General features: G+C 55.6%; 20 protein-coding genes and 1 tRNA gene. 12 read left to right on the forward strand and 9 right to left on the reverse strand.

The genetic code is table 11. The annotated features are described in order from the left end of the window. Window positions 1-80: 80 nt before the first annotated feature. Together ACX5K5_RS02245 and ACX5K5_RS02250 are read right to left on the reverse strand one after the other, a co-directional pair. The gene (locus tag ACX5K5_RS02245; protein WP_459174975.1) at window positions 81-764 is read right to left on the reverse strand and encodes a response regulator; all 684 of its coding nucleotides are present in this window, start codon (window positions 762-764) and stop codon (window positions 81-83) included. Next, window positions 761-2,062 carry a sensor histidine kinase gene (locus ACX5K5_RS02250; RefSeq protein ID WP_459174976.1) on the reverse strand — a complete coding sequence of 434 codons (1,302 nt, stop codon included), beginning with the start codon at window positions 2,060-2,062 and terminating at the stop codon, window positions 761-763. The genes ACX5K5_RS02245 and ACX5K5_RS02250 overlap by 4 nt, the downstream gene beginning before the upstream one ends. Before the next feature lie 48 nt (window positions 2,063-2,110). Here ACX5K5_RS02250 and ACX5K5_RS02255 point away from each other — a divergent pair, with 48 nt between their 5' ends. Next, complete coding sequence (locus tag ACX5K5_RS02255; protein WP_459174977.1) at window positions 2,111-2,266, forward strand: hypothetical protein; 156 nt, start codon at window positions 2,111-2,113, stop codon at window positions 2,264-2,266. A gap of 54 nt (window positions 2,267-2,320) precedes the next feature. Beyond that, complete coding sequence (locus tag ACX5K5_RS02260) at window positions 2,321-2,866, forward strand: YaeQ family protein (protein ID WP_459174978.1); 546 nt, start codon at window positions 2,321-2,323, stop codon at window positions 2,864-2,866. 154 nt (window positions 2,867-3,020) lie between these two features. On the opposite strand, the gene ACX5K5_RS02265 is transcribed toward ACX5K5_RS02260, so the two are convergent. Beyond that, window positions 3,021-3,111 (reverse strand) — tRNA-Ser (locus tag ACX5K5_RS02265). Window positions 3,112-3,205: 94 nt separating this feature from the next. Further along, entirely contained in the window at window positions 3,206-3,682 is a 477-nt protein-coding gene (locus ACX5K5_RS02270; RefSeq protein ID WP_096254147.1) for a nucleoside deaminase, read from the reverse strand. Between the two features lie 199 nt (window positions 3,683-3,881). Between ACX5K5_RS02270 and upp the strand changes: the two genes are divergently transcribed. Further along, window positions 3,882-4,529, forward strand: coding sequence for a uracil phosphoribosyltransferase (gene upp / locus ACX5K5_RS02275; RefSeq protein WP_459174979.1), 648 nt, complete (start codon window positions 3,882-3,884; stop codon window positions 4,527-4,529). An 11-nt stretch (window positions 4,530-4,540) separates the two neighbouring features. Here the strand turns inward: upp and ACX5K5_RS02280 are convergent, their stop codons facing one another. Both ACX5K5_RS02280 and ACX5K5_RS02285 read right to left on the reverse strand, forming a co-directional pair. After that, window positions 4,541-6,028: a sensor histidine kinase gene (locus ACX5K5_RS02280; protein ID WP_096254151.1), complete on the reverse strand. Its 1,488-nt coding sequence runs from the start codon at window positions 6,026-6,028 to the stop codon at window positions 4,541-4,543. Continuing rightward, window positions 6,025-6,765 (reverse strand): response regulator transcription factor, encoded by a 741-nt coding sequence (locus ACX5K5_RS02285; protein ID WP_096254153.1) that lies wholly within the window; start codon window positions 6,763-6,765, stop codon window positions 6,025-6,027. Before ACX5K5_RS02285 ends, ACX5K5_RS02280 begins: the two co-directional genes overlap by 4 nt. Before the next feature lie 614 nt (window positions 6,766-7,379). On the opposite strand from ACX5K5_RS02285, the gene ACX5K5_RS02290 reads away from it, so the two are divergent. The 4 genes from ACX5K5_RS02290 to ACX5K5_RS02305 all read left to right on the forward strand — a co-directional run bounded on the left by ACX5K5_RS02290 (window position 7,380) and on the right by ACX5K5_RS02305 (window position 11,812). Further along, window positions 7,380-8,171, forward strand: a complete 792-nt coding sequence (locus ACX5K5_RS02290) for a winged helix-turn-helix domain-containing protein (protein ID WP_096254155.1) — start codon at window positions 7,380-7,382, stop codon at window positions 8,169-8,171. An 83-nt stretch (window positions 8,172-8,254) separates the two neighbouring features. Further along, on the forward strand, window positions 8,255-8,776 hold the full coding sequence (locus tag ACX5K5_RS02295) for a SixA phosphatase family protein (protein ID WP_459174980.1): 522 nt from the start codon (window positions 8,255-8,257) through the stop codon (window positions 8,774-8,776). A gap of 235 nt (window positions 8,777-9,011) precedes the next feature. Further along, window positions 9,012-10,148 carry a P-loop NTPase family protein gene (locus ACX5K5_RS02300; RefSeq protein ID WP_229677218.1) on the forward strand — a complete coding sequence of 379 codons (1,137 nt, stop codon included), beginning with the start codon at window positions 9,012-9,014 and terminating at the stop codon, window positions 10,146-10,148. Window positions 10,149-10,156: 8 nt separating this feature from the next. Beyond that, window positions 10,157-11,812 (forward strand): ABC transporter transmembrane domain-containing protein, encoded by a 1,656-nt coding sequence (locus ACX5K5_RS02305; RefSeq protein ID WP_459174981.1) that lies wholly within the window; start codon window positions 10,157-10,159, stop codon window positions 11,810-11,812. A gap of 27 nt (window positions 11,813-11,839) precedes the next feature. On the opposite strand, the gene ACX5K5_RS02310 is transcribed toward ACX5K5_RS02305, so the two are convergent. Genes ACX5K5_RS02310 through ACX5K5_RS02320 form a run of 3 tightly spaced genes read right to left on the reverse strand, consistent with a single transcriptional unit; the run spans window position 11,840 to window position 15,774 of the window. Beyond that, window positions 11,840-12,454, reverse strand: coding sequence for a TetR/AcrR family transcriptional regulator (locus ACX5K5_RS02310; protein WP_459174982.1), 615 nt, complete (start codon window positions 12,452-12,454; stop codon window positions 11,840-11,842). After that, entirely contained in the window at window positions 12,451-14,781 is a 2,331-nt protein-coding gene (locus ACX5K5_RS02315) for a YhgE/Pip family protein (RefSeq protein WP_459174983.1), read from the reverse strand. The genes ACX5K5_RS02310 and ACX5K5_RS02315 overlap by 4 nt, the downstream gene beginning before the upstream one ends. Window positions 14,782-14,784: 3 nt before the next feature. Next, the gene (locus ACX5K5_RS02320) at window positions 14,785-15,774 is read right to left on the reverse strand and encodes an ABC transporter ATP-binding protein (RefSeq protein ID WP_441664453.1); all 990 of its coding nucleotides are present in this window, start codon (window positions 15,772-15,774) and stop codon (window positions 14,785-14,787) included. Window positions 15,775-15,993: 219 nt separating this feature from the next. Here ACX5K5_RS02320 and ACX5K5_RS02325 point away from each other — a divergent pair, with 219 nt between their 5' ends. From ACX5K5_RS02325 to ACX5K5_RS02345, 5 genes are all read left to right on the forward strand, one after another. Continuing rightward, the gene (locus ACX5K5_RS02325; protein ID WP_459174984.1) at window positions 15,994-17,919 is read left to right on the forward strand and encodes an ExeM/NucH family extracellular endonuclease; all 1,926 of its coding nucleotides are present in this window, start codon (window positions 15,994-15,996) and stop codon (window positions 17,917-17,919) included. A gap of 381 nt (window positions 17,920-18,300) precedes the next feature. Beyond that, on the forward strand, window positions 18,301-19,632 hold the full coding sequence (locus tag ACX5K5_RS02330) for an ABC transporter substrate-binding protein (protein WP_096254167.1): 1,332 nt from the start codon (window positions 18,301-18,303) through the stop codon (window positions 19,630-19,632). A 169-nt stretch (window positions 19,633-19,801) separates the two neighbouring features. Continuing rightward, entirely contained in the window at window positions 19,802-20,851 is a 1,050-nt protein-coding gene (locus ACX5K5_RS02335; RefSeq protein WP_096254184.1) for a carbohydrate ABC transporter permease, read from the forward strand. A 61-nt stretch (window positions 20,852-20,912) separates the two neighbouring features. Next, on the forward strand, window positions 20,913-21,728 hold the full coding sequence (locus ACX5K5_RS02340) for a carbohydrate ABC transporter permease (protein WP_229677221.1): 816 nt from the start codon (window positions 20,913-20,915) through the stop codon (window positions 21,726-21,728). After that, window positions 21,728-23,146 carry a GH1 family beta-glucosidase gene (locus ACX5K5_RS02345; RefSeq protein ID WP_188687316.1) on the forward strand — a complete coding sequence of 473 codons (1,419 nt, stop codon included), beginning with the start codon at window positions 21,728-21,730 and terminating at the stop codon, window positions 23,144-23,146. Before ACX5K5_RS02340 ends, ACX5K5_RS02345 begins: the two co-directional genes overlap by 1 nt. Window positions 23,147-23,220 lie beyond the last annotated feature (74 nt).

The following is a 23,220-nucleotide window of genomic DNA, read 5'->3' on the forward strand; positions in this document are numbered from 1 at the left end:
GCAAATCACCCGCGGGCAGACACTTGGGATCCCTCGCTCGGGGGACCTGGGCCGGCCGGTGACCGGTGAACCGCGGGGGTTCAGAACCCGGCGGCGAATCCCAATCTGTGCGCGAGAACTACGGCCTGCACCCGGTCGCGCACGCCCAGCTTGGCCAGAATGCGGGACACGTAGGTTTTCACCGTCTCGTGGCTGATGACAAGTAACCCAGCGATCTCCGCGTTGGACAGCCCCTCGGCGATCAGCCGCAGCACTTCACGTTCCCGCGCGGTCAGCGCGTCGAAGATTGCAGAATCTTTTGCCGAGGGCCGCAGCCGGTCGCCGAAGCGGCCGATCAAGGAGCGGGTCAGCGCCGGTGCGATCAGCGAGTCCCCGGCGGCAATGCTCCGGATGGCCGATGCCAGCTCGGCGGGCCTGGCATCTTTGAGCAGGAAGCCGCTCGCGCCGGCGCGCAGTGCGTCATACACCAGGCCGTCCAGAGAAAAGGTCGTCACCACCAGGACTCGCGCCGCATCGCTGGCTTGTGGCCCTGCGATTTTTCTGGTCGCTTCGATTCCGTCCAGCAGTGGCATGCGGATATCCATCACCACAACATCTGGGCGCTCGCGTCGGGTGACCCGCACGGCTTCTTCGCCGTCCGCCGCCTCGCCGACAACCACAAGATCGGGTTGGGCATTGATGATGGTGGAGAATCCGGTGCGCACCAGCTCCTGGTCATCGCAGATGAGCACGCGGATTGGCGTGTTCGTTGGGGTCGTGGTCATCGGGGAATCCTTGCTCGCAGTTCCACCCGTTCTCGCATCCCGATGATCCCTCGACCTCCTGATTTTGATGCCGAGCCCTTGGCACTGCGCCCGGAACTGGCCACCTCGATCATAATCTCACGCTTGCCGTAGCTGATGGCCACCGTTGCGGCGCCTTCGCGTGCATACTTCAGCGCGTTGGTGAGGCCTTCTTGGACTACCCGAACCACTACCAGTCCCGTAGCGCCGGTGAGCGGGTAGCGCTGGCCTTGCTCCACAAATTTCACCCGTTGGCCGGCAGCCTGGGCTCGGGCAATGACCTCGGCCGCCTGTTGCTCGGCGGGAGCACGCGTGTTTTCTGCTTTCCCATCCAGCGCCCCGAGCAGGCTGCGCAAGTCCGCGAGCGTTTTCCGGCCCCCGTCGGCGATGGATGCCAGCAGGTCCAGCGTCCGCCGATCAAGATCCGGATGGTACTGCCCGGCTTCGGCCTGCACGAGAATCGCCGTCACATGGTGGGTGACCACGTCGTGCAGCTCGTGCGCGATGCGTGCCCGTTCGGCCGAGATCGCTTCCCGCTCAGCCTGCCCGGCGCGGTCGCGGCGCATGGTGGCCTGCGTTCGGAGCCATGAGCCGAAGATCCACAGCGCCGCCAGAAGCGCACCGAAAGCCAATGCGTCGGGCACGGTGAGTGTGGCGTCGATCGGTATCAGTGCCGCGACAAGAGTTGCGTAGCAGCCTAAGGCGAGTATCGAAACCAGCATCCGGTGCCGCTGGAGCATTGCCCCTGCGCCTACCACGGCGACAAGTAGGCCGAGCGCAGCAAACGTCGTCGGGAACCCGAACAATTGGTACGCCGAGAAAGCCGAAAAGGCCAGCGCCAAGGACCACTGCGGCCACCGGCGCAGTATCGCAACCGAGCCGCCCTGGAGCACGATCAGCGTTATGCCGAGCAGGTTCAGCGGGCGATCGGGCGACGCGGCCAGTTCAAGTCCTTGCTGCGCTAGCCCCGGTACGAAGGACAAGCCGATGAGCACGGCGGCGGTGACTGCGTCCCACCGGGATCGAGCCAGCGGAAAACGGGCAAGCTTCATTCCAGAATCGTACATGGATGAGGCAAACAAGCGGGTGAATGGCCATAGCGCACACAGCAGGCAGGCAGTAGCAACATGCTGCTGGACAAAGAGCGGAACTTCCGCCAGCACTTTCCTTTCAGCCCGGAAACTGATCAGCTTGCGAGCCCTTGGCGAATTCGTTTCACCGAAGGCGTGGCAATCCAGCGTCGCCAGGACGCCGAGGAGCACCTGCATGCACTTGCACATAATCCAGTACGTCTTTTATCTGCTTCCTGTATCAAATAGACTGTGGCCATGAAGAATCTTTATATGGTTTCATTCCTCCTGTTTCTGTCTGTTGCCGGGCTTTCCTTGGGCAATAACCTAGCAGTGGGAATCCTAGCGAGCCTGGCCAGCCTCAGCTCGCTGGCCGGTTACTTCATTGCGCGAAAAGCGGAAGCGAAAGCTTGAAAGAGCTAGCGGCGCGTAAGTAAGGGCACTGCGCTAACGGTAAACTCGTGAACTATGGCTATCGGCGCGACAATGCACACCTTTGAAGTTCAACTTGCTGATGTAGATCGCGGGGTTTACGAGGATCTCTCACTGCGCGTTGCGCAGCATCCATCGGAAACCGGTATGTACATGGTCACCCGGGTGTTGGCCTACTGCCTCGAGCTGGAAGAGGGTATTACGTTCTCGGCCGGTGGTGTTTCTACCGGTGAAGAACCTGCCATTTTGGTCAAGGATTTGACCGGCCGCATCACCGCATGGATTGAAGTTGGAGCTCCCGACGCACAGCGGTTGCACCTTGGCAGCAAGCGTGCCGATCGGACTGCCGTCTACACCCACCGCGATCCTGCCAAGCTCTTGTCCGCATGGCGAGGCAAGACGATCCACCAGTCAGAAGACATTGTGGTTCGCTCCTTCGAGCCCAAGTTCATTGACGCGGCAGCGCAGGCGCTGACCCGCCGCAACACCATGTCTGTCTCGGTCACCGAGGGGCAGATCTACCTCGAACTGAACGGGACCAGTATGGAGACCCAGATCAGTGAGCACGAAATCCAGAAGTAAAGCCTAATCTCAGATTTAACTCAGCCTTTGGGCTAAAGTCCCTTCGGGGAAAGTGAAGGCAAGCTCGCAGATACCTTCGCAAAAGGGGCCTATAAGCCCAAAAAGGTTTTAGGTAAAGCAAAACCCCGGGAATCAATGATTCCCGGGGTTTTTCTGGCGGTGACGGTGGGATTTGAACCCACGGTACGGGGTTACCGTACACAACATTTCGAGTGTTGCACCTTCGGCCGCTCGGACACGTCACCAGACCTGATAACTCTATAACGAACCTTTAGAGAACACCAAAACGAAAGGGGTCCAATGCGCAGTTAGTGGTTCGAAACACATTGTAGGTTGGGATTAGGTGCGTTTGGAAAGGAAAAAATCGCGCAATAGTTGTGCGCATTCTTCTTCTTTCACCTGGGGGTAGACCTCAACCCAGTGGTTCAGTCGTGGTTCTCTCACGATGTCAAAGACGGAACCGCATGCCCCGGCTTTCGCATCCCAGGCTCCGAAGACCAAACGCGGGATGCGTGCGAGCACAATTGCCCCGGCACACATGGCACAGGGTTCTAAAGTGACTACGAGGGTGCAGTCTTCCAGTCGCCACCCGTCAGCGTTGCCTTCTGCCTGTAGCGCCTTTACCGCATTTCGGATGGCCAGGACCTCGGCATGCGCCGTGGGATCTGAGCCGGCTTCGCGTTCGTTGCGGCCGGTGGAGAGCAGCTTGCCTTCGGGGGAGATGATGATCGCGCCGATAGGGACATCGTCGGTCTTTAATGCGGCTCGTGCCTCCGCCAAGGCCAGATCCATCCAACTGTTATGTACGTGCTCCATAGTGCTTTTACTTTACGTGATCTGGCCGGAGCAGGAACCACTTCGCTAGATCGCGACGAAGAAAATGTGCCGGCAGAGTAGTTCCAGCAAGCAAATATTCGCTGATTCCTGTTTACTTGGGCACATCAACGAGTTTTTCCGCCGGAATTTCGGGCTTTTCTCTCGTTTGCGGGCCCGGTGGGCTGATAGATTTCTACCTATGCGCGTACAGGTAGTCGACCACCCATTGGTGGCACACAAGGTTTCAGTTCTTCGAGACAAAAACACTCCGTCCCCGATTTTTCGTCAGCTGACCGACGAACTGGTCACCCTGCTGGCCTATGAAGCAACCCGTGAGGTGAAGACCGAGGAAGTTCAGGTCGTCACCCCGGTAGCCACCACTACGGGTATTACTTTTGCTAAGCCCACCCCATTGGTGGTTCCAATCCTGCGTGCGGGTTTGGGCATGCTCGAAGGCATGACCCGTTTGGTACCTACCGCCGAGGTTGGTTTCTTGGGCATGGCCCGTAACGAAGAAACCCTGGATATCATCACCTACGCAGACCGCGTCCCGAATGACCTGACCGGTCGTCAGGTCTTTGTGCTGGATCCGATGCTGGCCACCGGCGGCACCCTGGCCGAGGCAATTAAGTTCATCTTCGCCCGAGGCGCCGAATCGGTGACCTGCATCTGCCTGATCGCAGCTCCGGAAGGCGTTGAACGTCTGAAGGAAATCCACGGCGGCGACGATCGCGTTCACATCGTGCTGGCAGCCATGGACGAGAAGCTCGACGAGAAGTCTTACATCATCCCGGGTCTGGGAGATGCTGGTGACCGCCTCTACGGTGTCACCGCACCCATCGGCTAAGCTAAATCCACTTATCCGAGGGTTTCTGGTTTGTCGCTGGCTGGCATTTCGTCGGCCAGCGGCAACCGCACCTCGAAGAGCGTATTACCGGGCTGAGAAGTCACCGTAATGGTGCCGTGGTGCGCTTCGACAATACTTTTAGCAATCGGCAACCCCAGTCCGGTGGTGCCGTCGGAGCCTGAACGCGCCTTATCTGCGCGGGTAAACCGTTCAAACACCTTGGGTAGGAAGTCTTCAGAGATCCCCTCACCGGTGTCATGTACTTGCAAGACAGCTTCATTATTTTCCACGTCTTGTCCCACACTAACGGTCACACTGTTACCCGCCGAAGTGTGTTTGCGGGCGTTGGCTAGCAGGTTTGTAATCACCCTACGTAGCGACGACGAGTCGGCGTCAACAAAAGTTCCCGGCGCCTGGCACTCAAATTCCCATTGATGATCATCCGCGGTGACTTTAAAGTCCTCGGTGATGTCCGCAGTCAGTACGCAGAGATCTAAACGTTTCATAGTGAACGAGTTTTCTTCGTCTAAACGGGCCAACAGCAATAGGTTTTCCACTAAGGAACCCATGCGGTGGCTTTGTTGCAGTACCCGGTCCACGGAGCGACGACCGTCCGGCGAGAAATGTTCGGTGGCGGAGAGCAACTCGGTGTATCCACGAATTGCTGACAGGGGGGTACGCAGCTCGTGGGATGCATCGGCCACAAATTGGCGCATTTGATCTTGGGATTTTTCGCGTGCGGTCAGTGCGGTCGACACGTTGTCGAGCATGGCATTGAGCGCACGTCCCACATTCCCGACCTCGGTGCCTGGCACCGCATCGGCTATGGCCACACGCTGAGTCAGCTCCACTTTGCCTGAATCAAGTTCTTCGGCGGCCACGGAGGACGCTACCGCGGCTACACGTTTTAATGGTGCCAAGGAGCGGCTAATTAGCCAGGTTCCTACCAAGCCTGTACCAAGCACTAAGCTAATCGCGATGAACAACGTCAGCCAGGCCATTTCAAGCAGAGTGCGATCGGTGGAGTCCAGTGGTAGGCCAACGATGAGCACGCCGCCGGAACCAGGATCGGGAACAGCCGAGAGTAGATAGTCTCCCACGGACAAGGAACGTCGCACGGGCTCAGAGTTCACGTCGATGGTCACGAGATGGATCGCATCATCCTGGGTGAGCATCACTCGTTCGCCGTGTTGATCGAGCACATCGCCGGAGAAAACATAGCGGTCCACAAATCGGGCGGTGAGCGTACCCGCGGCTTGGCCGGGGGCATACAGGCGTTGATCGGGCCGAGCTAGGCCGACCGAGTAGCTGCTGGCGCGTTCGACGGAGGCGTTGAGTTGTTCATGCAGCTGGTCCATGAGCGTTTGGCGCATGCCGGCGTTGTAGAGCAAGCCGAGTAGCACGCAGACGGCAGTCAGCGAACCGAGCAGAATAATCAGCAGCTTTCGCTGTAATGCGTGGGGTGAGCTGGGCCTTAGGCCGGTGTGAAACGAACTCATGCAGCAGGCTTGAGGACGTAGCCCACGCCACGCACCGTGTGGATCATCGATTCGGCATCAACATCGATCTTCTTGCGCAGGTAGGAGATGTACAGCTCGACGATATTTGCTTGGCCGTCAAAATCGTAATGCCAGACATTATCTAAAATCTGCGACTTGGAAACGACTCGGCGAGCGTTATTCATGAGGTAGCTCAGTAGATCAAACTCCGTGGCGGTGAGCGAGATGGAACGCCCGGCGCGCGAGACATCGTGTGAGTCAAGGTTTAGCACCAGATCTCCTACTACCAGTTCTGCAGAGTCAGCGGTCGAAGCGCCAGAGCGCTCCACCAGACGGTGAAGACGGATCAGAACTTCTTCGAGGCTGAAGGGTTTAGCCACGTAGTCGTCGGCACCGGCGCCAAGGCCTTCAATGCGATCTTCTACAGCATCTTTGGCGGTAAGGAATAAGACTGGAACCTCGGGGAGATAGGTGCGTACCTTACGCAGTACCTCCGGTCCGTCGTAGCCCGGGAGCATCCAGTCTAAGACCAACACGTCGGGGGATAGCGAACGCGCGGTAGCCACAGCTTCGGGGCCATCATGCGCCATCGTTGCTTCCCAGCCGAGCATGCGGGTTCCCATAGCAACTAGTTCCGCCAATGACGGTTCATCGTCCACCACGAGGACTTTGATGGGAGTGCCATCTGGGTGGGTGAGTCGAGGTAGTTGGGCGGGAGAAAATCGTGAATCGTTCATGTTAACCAGCTTCTCCTATTGCCATAGGGCTTCTTTATGTTTTAGCTGTGCAAATCCTATGCTTCCAAGTCGAGTTTATGCAGGAAAAACCCATTCAGTAAACGGATAATTTGGTCAAGGGGCAACTTCTGCGAATGTTTGAACCGTGGACCGCCGTACCGGCTGAATGATTATTCACAGCCATGAATGACATAGTCAAACTGCCAACTTCCTGTGTTGGAGTTGATCAATACGCTTAGTTAAGCGCTTAGATTTCCGAGAAATGACTAAAGTGCGCTCCGTCACTTTTGGACACATTCGTCTCACATAGTGAACAGCGGTGACCTTTGTTACTTGCAAGTTTCGAATGTTACGGGGAATACTTGTTGTGTGAGTACGGCGCAGATCAACAACAGCAGTCAGAGTCAAGGCCCTGACGGTACGCTTGCGTGCTGTTGTCGAATGCTCGGCGTCGGTGAAGTTGAGTGGGAAAGCTAAAGAAAAAAAGCTGTCTAACTCAGAGGCATCGACGGGAAACCCAACTGCTGTTCGTGAATGAAGGTCATGGGCGGCGCAAGCAAAACCCGAAGCATTAACGCCAAATCACTTGGCCTTCGCACAAAAAGGAAGTCATCATGTCGGCTGGATCCGGATACGTACACGTTTCAATTCGCAACGCTCAGAATCGAGCTGCGGCGGCGCAACGCGCAGCCGCCGGTAGCGGAAGCTATGCCCCTGCGGGCTACCGTCCACTGCGCGCGGTCAACAACGTTCATGAGACACGTGAACCGATGCATCAGGCCTCCAGTGCGCCAGTGCAGACCGCGGGTACGCCAAGCGTAGACACCAGCGCTCGCGGCTTTGTCCTTTACGTCGGACTAGACGAGGCTGCAGCTCAGGCACAGGGTACTTCACTAGGCAAGCTCGCAACTCAGGTTCGCGCATTCTTAGCTACCCTGTCTCCACAGGCGCAGACCCATGCGGCAGTAGCGCTGGCACCGACCAGTGCACAGGGTGAGCCAATTGACGTAGTTCGTCAAGCACTGGGTGATCCGACTTTGTCGCGCCGCCCTCGTGCCGAAGCGCGCCCAAGCGCACCTCGTCCATCTGGCGTACTGATCGACCTGTCCCGTCGCGAGGTTTACCTTGACGGTGAAACGCTGAACCTGACCTTCAAGGAATTTGAACTACTGAACTTCTTGGTGGAAAACGGGACCCGCACCGTGGGACGTGAAGAACTGCTGGAAAACCTGTGGCGCAATGCCGAGGAGATCCCAAACGAGCGAACCATTGACGTGCACATCCGCCGTCTGCGTTCGAAGTTGGGCCGTCTGGCTAACACCGTGCGCACCGTACGCGGCCAGGGTTACCGTTTCTACGAGCACCCAGAGGTTGTCGTCTGGGCAGCCCCGGAATACTCCATCTAAGTAGATCTTTTATCGCCGAGGCGAGTGAACCGCAAGGTTTACTCGCCTCGGTCGTTTAACCGCAACACGTCTAAGCTTGAGCTATGAATACTGTGCAACGGCGTCGACTGATACTCATGCGTCACGGAAAGTCTGATTACCCTTTAGGTATCAGTGATCATGACCGACCGCTGGCGGCTCGCGGTCACCGGGAAGCACCGTTGGCTGGAGCCTGGTTGGTGGAAAACGACCTGATTCCTGATTACATTATTTGTTCAGACGCCTTGCGTGCCCGCTCGACCTGCGCCTGGGTGCTGTCGGAGCTGGGGGAAAAGGGGCCCACCCCATATGTCGACTCACGAGTTTATGGAGCTGGAGTGTCGGCGCTATGTTCCATCGTCAACGAGGTGCCAGATACCGTCTCGACATTGCTAGTCATTGGGCATCAACCAATTTTGCAAGAACTTGCCCTGCGTTTAGCTTCGGCGCAATCCGACGAGGAAGCAGTGTATGAATTGGCCATGAACTATCCCACCTTGGGTACCACGGTGTTAGAGACCGAGAATTCTTACTCGAATTTGGACGCACGTGATGCGCGGGTCACACATTTTAATGTCCCGCGCTAAGCATGAGAACATTCTCATCAAGTATTTTCAAAGATCCAAGTCAAGTGGATAATCCACGATGGTCTGGCCTTATGAATTGTTGATGAGAGTCTCCTCATCAAATTCTCCTCATTGGCTTAGGAACGGTTCATCTTTGGTTCATCTTCACTCGCTTGACTGAGATTCATCGCGGCACAGGGCCGAATGAAGATCACAGTTTCCTCTCGGGGGAACCGTTGCGAGAAAGGTTAAGACCATGGGCATTGACACACAGATCATCTCTAATGAAAACACCGAGAGCTACACCGTCGGCGATACCCGGCTGACTCTCGACTCTTTGCGTGCCACAACCATCAAGGCGGCCTACACCACTCGCTTTGTTTCGGCCGAGCTAAACCGCAACCCCCAGGACTTCAATATCGTGGCCAGCTCAACCATGGCTCCCCGCGCCGGTGACGTGGTCATCGCGAAGGTCACCGAAATCGGCAAGCACACGGCGTTACAGTCACCACACTCGCGGCGTCAGAAGCTTTTCGTTGGTCAAGAAGTCATGGTCGCGTACGGGGATCGGTATGCCCCGGATCAGTTCCTGGCACACGTTCCAGCGAACCTCGGGCCATGCCAGTTGGTGGCCGGCGGCGGCGTCGCCTCGCTGGTCGAGCAGCAGCACGCGTCCATCGATCGGGCCACCGAGCTGGAGCCAGTTGGACTGCTAATGCGCGGAGGCAAAGTCGTGACCCTCAGTGACTTTGCCCCACTGAGCATAGACAATCCCTCGGTCAATGCCAGCGCCCAAGTCCAGGGGCATCGTGTACCGGTGATCGCGGTCCTCGGAACCTCCATGAACTCCGGAAAATCAACGACTCTAGGCTGCCTGGTTAATGGTCTGAGTAACGCGGGGCTGCGTGTTGCTGCCGGTAAAGCCACCGGTACCGGAGCCGGGAACGACCCAAACCTGTTCACCGATGCCGGAGCCTTCAGCGTCTGCGACTTCACCGACTTCGGTTACCCAACCACCTATCGACTGGACTATGACACGGTGCGCGAGCTACTAGTCAGCATGATCCAAGAGCAAAGTGCCACCGGTGCCGACGCGGTAATCATCGAGATCGCCGATGGACTTTTCCAAGGTGAAACCTCACGTCTCTTATGCGACCCAATCTTCAAGGAACACGTTGACCGGGTACTATTCAGCGCTCAAGACGCGCTAGGCGCCAAAGCAGGAGAGAAAATTCTTCTTGACGCAGGCCTTGACCTCGCCGCAGTTTCCGGTGTGCTCACAGCATCCCCGTTGGCTGCCGCGGAAGCTCGTGCACATATGGAGAGCGAAATCATCGACACCTTCGACCTGTGTGACCCCCAGGTGGCTAGCGCACTGTTGCCAACTCGTTAGGAGCATCCATGTCCGGCACGTATTCCGAACACCAAGTGGAGCGTGAACCCGCGCTACCAGCGCTGATAGCACCCGGGCGGCGCATGCTGCTAGCGACGCTATTGCTACTGGCCTTGGCCGTCGGTGTGCTCTCGGTGATCATTGCATGGCAGGTAGGGCAACTCGCGGCAGCTTTCTCACTGGGGTCGCTGCTTTGGGTGATCGTGTTGTCGGCGGTTTTTTTCGGTGGAAAATTTGCCGAGCGGGTGCAGGCAGAAAAACTCGGTCAGCACTATGTGGCTCAGCTACGGGTGTCCTTGATATCCCACGCGCTTAAGACGAGCCGGGGACCATCGGTAGGAATTACCGTAGCTCGCTCCAGCAATGACTTGTCCTCCATCCGGAACTGGGTCACTCAGGGAATCGTGCCATTAATTGCGGGAATCCCGCTGATTATTTTTGGTGCCTTCGGGTTGGGGCTCTTATCTCCGCTCTTGGCCGTAGCCCTAGTGATTCCAGTGCTGTTGGAGATAAGTTTGCTCGCCGGCCTGGCCCGAGGCGCCTTGCGCACCGCACGAGTACTACGTCGGCACCGGGGCAATCTTGCGGCGCGCATCGCAGACACGGTGTCAGCGTCCACCACCATTAGCGCGGCCGGCGGGGTACACCGCGAGGTGCAACGTGTGGATCAGAGCGCGCAAAAGGTTGTGCATGCCTCAGTGCACCGGGCAAAATATGCCGGAGCGCTGCGAGCCGGCGCATTGACCGTACCGCTGGTGGGCACCGCACTTGTCGTAGCCGCTGGCTCATGGGCAGGATTAGGTCCGGGTCTCTTAGCCAGCGCATTAACGCTGATGGGGATCTGTGCTGGAACTATGGGGGAGTGGGGCCGGATTGTTGAATATCGGCAAAACTATCGAGCTGGCCGGCGGATTATTGCCCCACTGCTTGAGCAGGAAAAATCTTGGCGTGAAGCCGAACAGCAACTAACCTCTACCCGAGTGGCCAAAGATTTGAACCTCGAGACGTTGGCGGTGCGGATTCGCCCCACGGCCGAAGGTCTAGAAAACTGGCCCTCCCTGCGGGCACAGGGAGGAGAGCGAATACAGCTTCTGGGCACTGGGGCACAAGCTCATGCCCTACTTGAAGCGTTAGCGACCGGCCGGGTTGGAACTGATGCTCAGCGGCTAGACGGGCTATGGATTGCCGAAGGCCGAAGCGAGGATTTGCCGGCTACCGAACGGCGCAAACTGGTAGGCGCAGCCTTGAACACGATGGTCCTGGAACGCGGCACAGTACTTCGCGCACTGACTTATCGACACCCCGGCTCCTCGGCCAAACGGGCGCTACGTATGGCCAATGAGTGCGGTCTTGAGGTGACTAGTCTTCCCGAGGGCGAAAGCACCATGTTGCGTCGTGGAGGAGAACCTTTGGACTCCGCTCAGCGAGCCTCGCTGATCATGGCGCGTGCCCTGTTGCGACAACCGGCAGTTCTCATTGTCGATTCGGTCATTAACCGGTTACCGCGCGAAGCCCAAGACAGATTAGCTACGCGGCTCAACGACTACCCAGGCGTGGTAATTTTTCACGGTGAAATGACCGGGATCAAAGCCACCGGCACGTGGGAACCAACAGTGGCACAAGACGTTGCGGTATTGCAGACGGCCGGGGTTGACGAAGAGTAGAACCGATGAGAACAATTCAAAGGCTGGCTAGTGATCCGTCACCGGTTCGTGAGTGGCTATCAGCCCGTCAACAATGAACAGTACGGAGTTCAAGATAGTTTCGCGGTTCTCTGGGTTCTCCGAGGCGGCACGTAGCCGCGCTGAGAATAGCGCCGCACCAAATATTGCGGTAGCCACCGGTTGTTTTTCTTCTTGGGCCAAAACAACTATCCGGTCTATAACTTCAATAATTGTTGAGGTCACCCGGGTATAGACCGGGGTGATTTGATCTCCCCAGTCGCTTTCGGGGCGTAGCTGTTCACTGATCCAGATTTGTGCAAATGAAGGATATTTCTCGACAAAATCAATGGCAATGCTTGCCATGGTGCGTAAGGCATCCCGAGGCTCGGGAAGTGTGGATGCCTCGACTAGCTCGGCAACCAGCATGTCAGCACCGAACTCCAAAACTTGACCAATCATCTTGTCTTTGGAGCCAAAGTTGTAATACACGGTTCCCTTGGAGACACCAGCAATTTGTGCGATCTCGTCTACCGAAACTGCGTTGGGGCCGCGTGCCCCGAGTAGCTGCATTGATGCCGCAAATAGTCGCTTCTTGGAAGCAGTAGCCCGGGTACGGGGGCGCGAGTTAGGTGAGGTGGTCATACCGTCAGCTCCGGTTGTAGCGTCTTCAGCGTCCAGGTCTTGTGCTTGCGCACTGCCAAGAAACTCAACAATAGCCCCAGAACCATGTATCCGATCACCGGGAGGATAGTACTAACAAGCATGCTCAGATCAGCACCGTAGATCACATGCCTTAACGCCGTCACCACATTGCTCATCGGCAGGATCTGGTGCAAGAACTGCAAGGGGGTCGGAAGTGTTTCCCACGGGAACGTGCCTCCGGCAGTCACCAACTGGAGAACCATCAGCAGCAGCACCACAAATTTACCTGCTGCACCTAATAGGGCGCAGATGCCTTGAATCAATGCACTGAAGCAAAGCGAAGCTAGCAGCAGCAGAGCCCATGTCAGCCACGGGTGTACCGGATCCAAACCGACAGCGAAAACTACCACCGCATACAAGGCTGTGCACTGAATGAGGGAGATGAAAGCAAAGGGAAGCCACGCCCCGAGGGCGATTTTCCAACTTTTACCATTAGATGCCAACGCACGATTATTGACCGGGCGCATGACCTGGGTGAGGATGAATGTGCCAATCCAGGTGGCTAGGGTCATGAAGAACGGTGCCAGCCCTGCGCCGTATGCTCCTGCTTTGGTCTGGGCGTTCGAGTTCACCCGAAGCGGGTCGCCAATCACGTTTGCTAATTGATCAGAAGCAGTCGAATCAGGATTTGGTACCTGGTCCACGCCGCTGTCTAGTCCCTTGGACAGGTCGCCGGAGCCATCCGTAAGCTCGTGAGCGCCGTCGCCGAGCTTGCCAACACCTTCATCAAGGCTGATCAACGAGTCATGCAAGGTACCTGTTCCCGTCGCGAGTTCCTGGGCACCTGCATCAAGTTTATTGCTACCTTTTGCGGCTTCTTTGGTTCCAGACAGAGCGGATTTTTGCCCTTCTTCTAGGGTCGAGGTTCCAGCGGCTAGTTTTTGCGAGCCATCGGCAAGCTGGCTACCACCGCTTGCTGCGGAGGAGATTCCGTCTACAAGAGCTGGCACGGAGCCATCCAATTTTTTGGTGCCCTGCGCGAGGGTGTGTAATCCGCTTGCTAACTGTTTATTGCCGTCGGCAACTTTCTCGGACCCCTCGGCGAGCTGGTTCAGGTCCTCTTGTGTGGAGCTAAGTTTTGCGTTGACATCCTTGACCTTGCTATCAAGCTGCTGGGTAACCGTAGAATTTTTTACGGTGGATTTCAGCTTCGCGGAGATCTGATCTGCCTGTTCTTGAGTCAGGGTGCCGGCTGTGACTTGAGCATTCAGGAAATCAGCGGTGTCTTTTTCTACTTGATCCAGTCGTGTTTCGGCATCGGTCTGCAAATCTTGGATCACGCTTATAGCGTCGTTTGCGGTGGCGCTGAGCTTCGCGTTCCCGTCGGCTACCTGCCGTGAGCCTGTTGCTAATTGGTCAGCCGAGGAAGCCGCTTTCTGGGTTCCGTCGTTAAGCATAGACACCGAGCTAGGCAGGCTAGATGTTTTTGATTCCAAGGTGTTTAGACCCTTGCTCAGTGTCTGGGCTCCAGAATTCAGCTCGGTGCTGCCCTTGGACAGCTCCTGGGTTCCAGAGACGAGCTTCTTTTGGCCGTCGGTCAATTTTCCTAAGCCACTGGACAGGCTGCCGGTACCTTCATGGAGTGCGCGTGCGCCATCTTCAAGTTTGGCTCCGCCGGTGACTAATTGCGCGGTGCCATCTTGTACTGTGACCACACCATCGGAGAGTGTAATGGTGCCGTCGTAGAGTTTCTTGGCCCCATCGGCAGCTTCACCCATTGATTTGTGGATGTCGACAAAGCCCGCAATCATGCCTTCGGCAGTTTCGGTGCCAACTTCTTTGGACACCGAATCTCGTACCTCGGTGGCCAGAGTTTTGGCGAAGTTACTGGCCATGAAGTTATTGGCATCATTTGTGGTTAGCTCGAGGTTTGCTGCATTGGCTTTTTTCATCTCGGCGGGGGAAGTGAGGGAAGCAGAGAAATCTTGGGGGATGGTCATGGCGAAGGCATAGTCGCCATGGGCAACACCCTCAGCGGCAGCTTGCTGTGAGTCAACTATTTCCCAATCGAAAGTTGAGTCTTCCAAGAGGGAATCGACTACCTCGTCACCAACCTTCGTGGCTTTCCCGTCTCGTTCGGCCCCGTCATCGAGGTTCACCAACGCGGTTTTGATGCCACTGAGGTTTGATTGCGGATCCCAGTTGCCATAGAGGTAAAGAGCCCCGTAGAGCAGCGGTACACAGGTTACGGCGATCAGTGCCAATTTGGGCAAGGTTCCACGGGTCATGCGCTTGAGCTCGGAGAGAGCAAGGCCCAGAGTCGTCATGAGTTAGTCCTTTGGGGTGGATGATTTTGCTGCAAGCTCGGCTTCGTCTTGCGCAGGAGGTTCAGGTAGTTCGGGAGCTTCAGGTAGTTCGGGAGCTTCAGGTGCTTCGTGGTGGATCGATGACGGTTCCACGAGCTCGGCAGCATTGGGCGGCTCGGGTTCTTTCGCGATTTCAGAGGTGGTATCCGTTGGAGGGGTATAAGCTTCCACCGCCACAGACTCCGCTGAGCTAGGTGTTTCTACGATCTCGGTGTTAGTGGGTTCGTTCGCCGGCAGTTCCTGGGCTGGCTCGTTCTCGACATCGACTTCGAGGGCATCCGGACCGTTTTCGATCTGCGGGACGGCCTCGGTCCGTGGTGCCGAATCTTCGGTGGTGACTGTTTGTCCTGCGAAGACGACCGGCCCCTCCCAGCTATCGGGGACTCTAGAAACGACGGCGATGACGGTGAGCTGGCGACGGGTATGGGTTAGTTCTTCCAACGATTCCAGCCATGTTGGTTCATCGATGCCGTGGCGATCCGGAGAATCAAAAACTAGGCAATCGGTGTCGTGGTTTTCCAAGGCAAGCCGAGTGAGAAGGTCTAGACGGATCTGTGGGTCGATAGTGTCGATCCAGTCTCCGGCGAGGTGGTCAAAACCATGTCTGGCTAACCATTTTTTACTTTGCGGTCGGCGCCAGAAAGGCCCGGGTATAAGAGATAGGTCCTCGCTGACTACGTCTCGAACCTTCAGGTGAGCCTCGGGTTCATTGACTTGCGGAGAGTCAACGATCGCGCTGTGTGTGCGTAGCGTTTTAATGCCAGGCGCTGTAGACCAATGGACCGTCCCCGAGCTGGGGCTCATGCGCCCAGAAAGCATCAGGGCGAGAGCGGTGCGCTCAAGCTGCGCATCGGCAACTACAAGCAATAGCGCTCCGCGCTCGACTGCCAGAGAGGTCTCGTCGACGAGTTGGCCGTGGCGCCCTTTGAAGCTCAATGAATTAGCAATTAACACCCCTTAACACTAATTGAACTGACCGGTCAGTTCAATTAGTGCGGAAGTTTATTTACTCACCAGTAGACGTGACGTGCGTCATGGTCTTGGATGGTTCATGGACCAACAACCGGAAACCATCTGATGATTCATCATGAATTCATTATTGGCTGATTGAATCGATTGCGGGCCAACCGAGCGCTACCGCGCTGCGGTACTGACAACGAACTAGGACTTTCCATGAAGAAACGCACCACGACAGCCTTTGCGGCTACCTGTCTAGGAACCGCATTGGTTGCTGGAATGATGGCGCCCGCCTCAGCGGCCGGAACCGGGAATGAGCTGACCGAGATCGAAGAAATTCAGGGCACCGGAAGCGCCACAGAAATGGCCGGCACACAGGTAAGTGTTCGAGGAATAGTCACCGGGGCATACGCAGAAGGTGGAATCCGAGGTTTCTACGTCCAGACGGCTGGTTCGGGAAGCGAGATCTCTCCGACCGGCAGCTCAGCGATTTTTGTGTATTCGGCTGGTGTCGCAAAGGTGGCGGTAGGTGATCATGTTCAGGTCTCTGGTGAAGTTGATGAATACTACGGAATGACTCAAATTAGCGCTACGGCACAGGGTGTTGAAGTGCTCACTGAGCCGGCGGAAGCGATCAAGCCACTGGCTATCGATATTCCTGACACTGATGCTGCACGTGAACGATTTGAAGGAATGCTGATTGACCCACAGGGGCAATGGACCGTTGCTGATAACTACAGTTTGAATCAGTACGGCGAAATTACCTTGGCTGAAGGCACCAGCTCGATACTCGACGGAGAGCGCACCCTGCGCCAGGCCACCGACGTTTTCACGCCTGGAAGCGATGAAGCCAAGGCCTTGGAGGCCGAAAACGAATCTCGCGCACTGGTTCTAGATGACGGTGCCACTTTGAATTTCTTGGGTGCCGCGGCGAACAAGCTCGTTGAAGTACCGTATATTTCGGCGTCCGAGCATGTCACAGTAGGCAAAAGGGCTACCTTTACCGCTCCGGTCATCATGGATTACCGCTACGACCTGTGGCGACTGCAGCCACAGGGGCAGGTAGTAGGTGCTCAGGATTCCGACATTCCGGTGAGCTTTGAGCAAGTCATGAACGAAGCCCCGGCTGAAGTTGGCGGAAACGTAAGTGTGGGTAGCTTCAACGTGCTGAATTTCTTCACCACCACCGGAGACCAGCTTCAGGGTTGCACCTACTACACCGATCGTGAAGGCAACCCGATTTCGGTACGCAGTGGTTGTGATGCTCGTGGTGCTGCAAATGCCGACAACCTCGCGCGTCAGCAGTCCAAGATCGTTACGGCATTGAACAAATTTGATGCAGACGTGGTGGTTCTTGAAGAAATTGAAAATTCGGCTCGTCTCGGTCAAGACCGAGACGCAGCCCTGCAAATCTTAGTGGATGCGTTGAACAAGGCTGCTGGCGAAAAGCGCTGGAGCTTCGCCCCGAGCCCAGAGGAAATTCCGGCTGACGAAGATGTCATTCGTACTGCCATGATTTACCAGCGTGATGCGGTGAAGCTCATTGATGAATCGGTAGTGCTTGATGACGCTGCCTTTGATAATGCGCGTGACCCGCTAGCACAGGCGTTCCAACGCGTAGGTGGCAACTCTAAGACTCGTTTCCTTGTGGTGGCTAATCACTTCAAGTCCAAAGGCTCTGACCCTAAAGATGGCTCCGAGAACGCAGATCAGGGTGATGGTGCAGGAGCATGGAACGCCGCACGCGTCGAACAAGCCGAAGCCTTAGTAGATTTCGCCGAAGGACTGAAGAAGAAACGAAACACTAATAAGGTGCTATTGGCCGGTGACTTCAATTCCTATTCGGCAGAGGATCCTATCAAGGTGATGACTCGGGCTGGTTATGTTGATTTGGGCGCCGAGGCGAGTACTCAAAGCTACCTCTTTGGAGGTCGAACCGGGTCGCTGGATCATGTACTTGGATCGGCGGAAATTGCATCGACGGTGACCGGTGAAACAATCTGGAATATCAACGCGACGGAGTCCGTCGCTTATGAGTACAGCCGTTACAACAACAACGTGGCTCAGCTGTTCTCCCCTGACCAGTTCCGCTCTTCGGATCATGATCCGGTGCTTGTTGGGCTTCAGCTGAACAAGAAGTAGACGTGGTGAATCCGGCGGATCGAAGTTGATTCGCCGGATTTTCTTTGGAGAAAAAATTTACCGCCAACAGTCGAAGACCGAGATTGAATGAACAATTTGACCTGTCTTCTTTTAGTCGTTAGCTGAAAATAAAGAATCTCCAAAAGGTATTCGTTTGCGCATCGTTCTGGGGCTCGGCCTTGACAACGGTTTGTGATCGGGCAGAATATGGGGAAGATGATGTGTGAGAGCGCTCACACGGTGTTTATTTTAGGCGCTTTTATGCTTCATAGTCCGGTAGAAACCCGAAAGGTGGATACCTGTTCTACCCTGAGAGCGCTCTCATTTTGGATGTGACGGAGCCTCTCGACCTCTCATACCCGCACTCACACTGGAGACAAGATGAAAACCTCGAGCAAAACAAAGCTCGCGCAATCGGTCGCACTGCTAGGCACTCTTGCCTTGCTAGCGACAGGTTGCAGCAACGCGGACGATGCCGCGAAGGCGGACCCGGCCTCCGCAGACAATCCGGTCACCCTGACGGTCACGACTTTCGGCGCCATGGGTCTAGATGACTTGTACGAAAAGTATGAAAAGGAAAATCCGGGCGTCACTATTGAGGCAACCAACATCGACACCGGTGGCAATGCGCTGGTCGATTGGAAAACCAAGCAGGCTTCAGGCGCAGGTCTTCCTGACATCCAGGCAGTCGAAGAGGGTTGGCTAGGACAGGTTATGGCCGTCTCTGATTCCTTTAGCGATCTGCGTGACTACGGAATAGAAGATCTCAAGTCCCAGTGGGTCGACTGGAAAGTTGAGCAGGCAACTGACAAAGACGGACGCATCATTGGCTACGGTACCGATATTGGCCCGGAAGGAATTTGCTTTAACTCGAAGCTCCTTGAAAAAGCCGGTATGCCTTCAGAGCGTAGCGAATTTGCTGAATTCATCGGTGGACAGGATTCCACTTGGGAAGACTACTTCGCCGCTGGTAAAAAATACGAGGAAAAAACCGGAAAGGCTTGGTTTGATCAGTCCGGTTTTGTCTGGAACGCCATGGTCAACCAACTCGACGAAGGGTATTACAAAAAGGACGGATCGTTGAATATTGACGGCAACGCCGAACTTAGCAACCGCTGGAAGATGTTGGCAGATGCTACTGAAGCAGGGTTGTCGTCCGGACAGACTCAATGGGACTGGGGTAAAGGGCAAGCCTTCTTGGATGGTTCTTTCGCTACCATGCCTTGCCCGGGGTGGATGCTAGGTAACGTCAAGGGTCAAGTTGAAGGTGCAGGCGGCGACGCAACATCGGGTTGGGACTTCGCCGGGGTCTTCCCTGGTGGACCAGCGAACTGGGGAGGAACCTTCCTCACCATTCCAACAACCTCGAAGAATCCAGTCGAAGCAGCCAAACTCGCTACTTGGCTGACCAACGCACAGTCTCAGGCGGCAGCATTCGAAGCAGCCGGAACTTTCCCAAGCAACCTTGAAGCGCAGAGCTCCGAACAGGTCCTTGGAAGCAACGAACTGACCAAATTTTTCAACGATGCTCCGATTGGTCAACTACTGGCAGAACGTGCAGAAGGTGTGAAAGCACAGTTCAAGGGGGCCGATGATTCGGTCATCCAAGAGCAGGTTTTTGGTCCAGCGACGATCGCTTTGGATGGTGGCAAGGATGGACAAGCCGCATGGGATGAAGCTATGTCGACCATGAAGAACTTGGACATCAAGTAATCACCGCCGGTAGGCCGGCTGAATCATCGGCCGGCCTTCTGGGAAAGAGAAATCGATAATGAGCATCATGACCAACAATGCTTCGGATGCCACAGGAGATACTGTGCCACCGGGGGAGCCAACCCCAGACGCGACTTATCGCGCCGGTGATCCGGTGCAGGAGAAGAAAATGCGTCGCCGGCACCGCTGGGGACAGTTTGATTTCAAATACTCGCCTTATCTCTATGTCTCGCCGTTCTTTATTCTGTTCGCACTGGTCGGACTCTTTCCGCTGATCTACACCTTCGTAGTTTCCATCAATGACTGGGATCTGCTCGGAGGAGCCGGCGAATGGGTGGGCCTAGATAACTACGTGGCCGAAATCAGCTCTCCGCTCTTTTGGAACTCGCTGTTCAATACGTTCAGCATCTTCCTGCTCTCGGCGATTCCGCAGTTGCTCGTAGCAACCTTCATCGCGGCCATTCTGGACCAGAACATCCGGGCGAAAACATTCTGGCGAATGAGCGTGCTGATTCCCTACGTGGTCACCCCTGTTGCAGTCACGCTCATCTTCTCCTCTGCTTTTGATGAGAAATACGGGCTAATCAACAACCTGCTCCAAACCATCAATATTGATCCGGTGGCCTGGAAAAGTGAAGTAATTCCCTCCCATCTAGCCATCGCGACCATGGTGAACTGGCGTTGGACCGGCTATAACGCTCTGATTCTTTTGGCAGCCATGCAGGCAGTTCCCCGCGAACTGCACGAATCGGCAGCTATCGACGGGGCCGGTTCACTGCGCAGATTCTTTGCAATTACTTTGCCAAGTATCAGACCCACAATGATCTTTGTCGTCATCACCGCAACCATCGGTGGACTACAAATTTTTACCGAACCAAAACTATTCAACCCCAGTAGTTCGGTGCCTGGTGGCCCCGAACGCGAATACCAGACCACGGTGCTCTACCTGTGGGATCTGGCATTCAACCGTGGCGACTTTGGCCGTGCCTCTGCGGTCGCGTGGATGTTGTTCTTGATCATCATCCTGATCGGACTGATCAACTTCTTCCTGTCGGGTTCAATTGCTTCATCTTCCGAAGGGGGAAGTCGTAAAAACCGTCGCCAGCAACGCAGAGCGCACAAACATGCGGTGCAAATGGCTCAGTCAAAGATTGCTTCAAACCGTATGTCCGGCTCGAATGTAACGGCCGGCGAAAAGGGCGGAGAATCCCATGAGTAGCGCAACGTTAGCTAAAACTACGGCAGCTAAAAAATCTGGTGCCAAAGGTAAAAATTTCTCGATGGATCGCCGTCCTGGATTTCTTACTTATGGATTATTGATCGCATTTTTCCTGGGCAGCACCTACCCGTTGTGGTATTCGCTGTTGATCGGTTCAAATACAGGAGCGGTGTTCGCCTCCACCTACCCACCGCTACTACCTGGCGGCGCTTTCTGGACGAATGTTGCCGAGGTTTTTAACACCATTGATTTCTGGGGTGCTCTAGCAAATAGCGTCCTCGTTTCCTCGGTCATCACGCTTTCGGTGGTCACGTTTTCCACCTTGGCCGGATACGCGTTCGCTAAGCTACGCTTCCGTGGGCGTCAGGGACTACTAGTCTTCGTGATCGCGACTCTGGCTGTACCAACGCAGCTGGGTATTATTCCGCTGTTCATGGTCATGAAGGAATTCGGTTGGACCGGCTCCCTGGGGGCAGTCATGGTGCCCACCTTGGTTACCGCTTTCGGAGTGTTCTTCATGCGCCAATATTTGGTGGATGTAGTGCCCGATGAATTGATCGAGGCTGCCCGTATTGATGGGGCGAGCATGATCGGAACCTTCTGGCATGTAGGCGTGCCGGCAGCGCGCCCAGCAATGGCTATTCTGGCTCTCTTCACTTTCATGACCGCATGGACCGACTATCTCTGGCCAATGCTTGTAGCACCGCAAAACCCCACCTTGCAGGTGGCACTGAGCCAACTGCAATCCGCAAAGTATGTGGACTACACGATTGTGATGTCCGGGGCCTTGATGGCCACCATCCCGCTGTTATTGCTATTCGTAGTGGCGGGCAAACAACTTGTATCTGGAATTATGGCAGGAGCTGTAAAGGGCTAATGACGAAACATCTATCTGAAAACTTTGCTTGGCCTAAAGAATTTCTTTGGGGCTCGGCCACCGCGGCCGCGCAAATTGAGGGAGCGAGTCACAGCTACGGTAAGGAAGACTCCGTCTGGGATGCATTCGCACGTAAAGAAGGGGTGATCGCAGGAGGGGACAATCTCAAAGTAGCAGTGGATCATTACCACCGGTATCAAGAAGACGTGGGGCTGATGCGTGAACTCGGTCTAGACTCCTACCGATTCTCTACCAGCTGGGCCCGAGTCGTTCCAGGAGGGCGAAGCGTTAACAGGGAAGGTCTCGATTTCTATTCAAGGTTAGTAGACGAACTGTTGGAGAACGGGATCCTGCCGTGGCTGACCCTTTACCACTGGGATATGCCACAAGCACTTGAAGACCAAGGTGGTTGGACCAACCGAGATACCGCCTATAAGTTTGTCGAGTATGCGGAAGCGATCTATGCAAAGCTCGGTGACCGGGTGAACCACTGGACGACGTTTAATGAACCTTTATGTTCTTCGCTCATTGGATACGCTGCAGGCGAGCACGCACCTGGACGCCAAGAACCGGCGGCGGCCCTGGCAGCGGTGCATCATCAGCATCTGGGCCATGGGCTAGCGACGCAGCGATTGCGTGAACTTGGTGCTCAAGAACTTGGTATCACCTTGAACCTCACCAACGCGGTGCCCAACGATCCTACTGATCCCGTGGATTTAGAAGCGGCACGTCGGATTGACGCACTATGGAATCGGATGTTCTTAGATCCGTTGCTCCGTGGTTCATATCCTGAGGATCTTTTACAAGATGTCTCCGGGCTGGGACTGGCCGAAGTTATTCAGCCAGGTGACTTGGAAATCATCCACCAGCCCATCGATTTTTTGGGTGTGAACCACTATCACGATGACAATGTCTCGGGACATCCATTGGCAGGCGATGGACCTGAAGCTGTCGTGCCCACCGACGCTCCTAAATCCTCACCCTTTGTTGGCAGTGAATACGTCACGTTCCCGAGCCGGGACTTACCGCGTACAGCTATGGGCTGGGAGGTAAACCCGCAGGGCCTGCGGGTGCTGCTGAACCGGTTGAAGGCAGATTATTCGGATCTTCCAGCGCTATATATCACCGAAAACGGAGCTTCTTACACCGATGAGTTGTCGCCGGATGGAACAGTGGCAGACACGGAACGCAGCGAGTACATCTTTGACCATCTCGACGCCGTCGCTGGTGCTATCGAAGACGGCGTGAGCGTTCGTGGGTATTTCGTATGGTCCTTGTTAGATAACTTCGAATGGGCTTGGGGATATCAGAAGAGATTTGGCATTATCTATGTGGATTATGAAACGCAGGAGCGCATTATTAAGGACAGTGGTCGGGCCTACGCAGGACTGATCGCAGCCAACCGTACAATGGCATAGCATCGGTGCGTGGCGTTTACTCAAGCGCCACGCGCCACACACAAGTAATAAGGAATAACCCAGCTACCGCGAAG

Source organism: Glutamicibacter bergerei, from assembly GCF_054495185.1.

Excerpts from the sequence above, each read along its gene's own strand:
- ACX5K5_RS02245 (WP_459174975.1), bottom strand. The coding sequence starts at position 764 with ATGACCACGACCCCAACGAACACGCCAATCCGCGTGCTCATCTGCGAT.
- ACX5K5_RS02250 (WP_459174976.1), bottom strand. The coding sequence starts at position 2,062 with ATGTGCAAGTGCATGCAGGTGCTCCTCGGCGTCCTGGCGACGCTGGAT.
- ACX5K5_RS02255 (WP_459174977.1), top strand. The coding sequence starts at position 2,111 with ATGAAGAATCTTTATATGGTTTCATTCCTCCTGTTTCTGTCTGTTGCC.
- ACX5K5_RS02260 (WP_459174978.1), top strand. The coding sequence starts at position 2,321 with ATGGCTATCGGCGCGACAATGCACACCTTTGAAGTTCAACTTGCTGAT.
- ACX5K5_RS02270 (WP_096254147.1), bottom strand. The coding sequence starts at position 3,682 with ATGGAGCACGTACATAACAGTTGGATGGATCTGGCCTTGGCGGAGGCA.
- upp (WP_459174979.1), top strand. The coding sequence starts at position 3,882 with ATGCGCGTACAGGTAGTCGACCACCCATTGGTGGCACACAAGGTTTCA.
- ACX5K5_RS02280 (WP_096254151.1), bottom strand. The coding sequence starts at position 6,028 with ATGAGTTCGTTTCACACCGGCCTAAGGCCCAGCTCACCCCACGCATTA.
- ACX5K5_RS02285 (WP_096254153.1), bottom strand. The coding sequence starts at position 6,765 with ATGAACGATTCACGATTTTCTCCCGCCCAACTACCTCGACTCACCCAC.
- ACX5K5_RS02290 (WP_096254155.1), top strand. The coding sequence starts at position 7,380 with ATGTCGGCTGGATCCGGATACGTACACGTTTCAATTCGCAACGCTCAG.
- ACX5K5_RS02295 (WP_459174980.1), top strand. The coding sequence starts at position 8,255 with ATGAATACTGTGCAACGGCGTCGACTGATACTCATGCGTCACGGAAAG.
- ACX5K5_RS02300 (WP_229677218.1), top strand. The coding sequence starts at position 9,012 with ATGGGCATTGACACACAGATCATCTCTAATGAAAACACCGAGAGCTAC.
- ACX5K5_RS02305 (WP_459174981.1), top strand. The coding sequence starts at position 10,157 with ATGTCCGGCACGTATTCCGAACACCAAGTGGAGCGTGAACCCGCGCTA.
- ACX5K5_RS02310 (WP_459174982.1), bottom strand. The coding sequence starts at position 12,454 with ATGACCACCTCACCTAACTCGCGCCCCCGTACCCGGGCTACTGCTTCC.
- ACX5K5_RS02315 (WP_459174983.1), bottom strand. The coding sequence starts at position 14,781 with ATGACGACTCTGGGCCTTGCTCTCTCCGAGCTCAAGCGCATGACCCGT.
- ACX5K5_RS02325 (WP_459174984.1), top strand. The coding sequence starts at position 15,994 with ATGAAGAAACGCACCACGACAGCCTTTGCGGCTACCTGTCTAGGAACC.
- ACX5K5_RS02330 (WP_096254167.1), top strand. The coding sequence starts at position 18,301 with ATGAAAACCTCGAGCAAAACAAAGCTCGCGCAATCGGTCGCACTGCTA.
- ACX5K5_RS02335 (WP_096254184.1), top strand. The coding sequence starts at position 19,802 with ATGCGTCGCCGGCACCGCTGGGGACAGTTTGATTTCAAATACTCGCCT.
- ACX5K5_RS02340 (WP_229677221.1), top strand. The coding sequence starts at position 20,913 with ATGGATCGCCGTCCTGGATTTCTTACTTATGGATTATTGATCGCATTT.
- ACX5K5_RS02345 (WP_188687316.1), top strand. The coding sequence starts at position 21,728 with ATGACGAAACATCTATCTGAAAACTTTGCTTGGCCTAAAGAATTTCTT.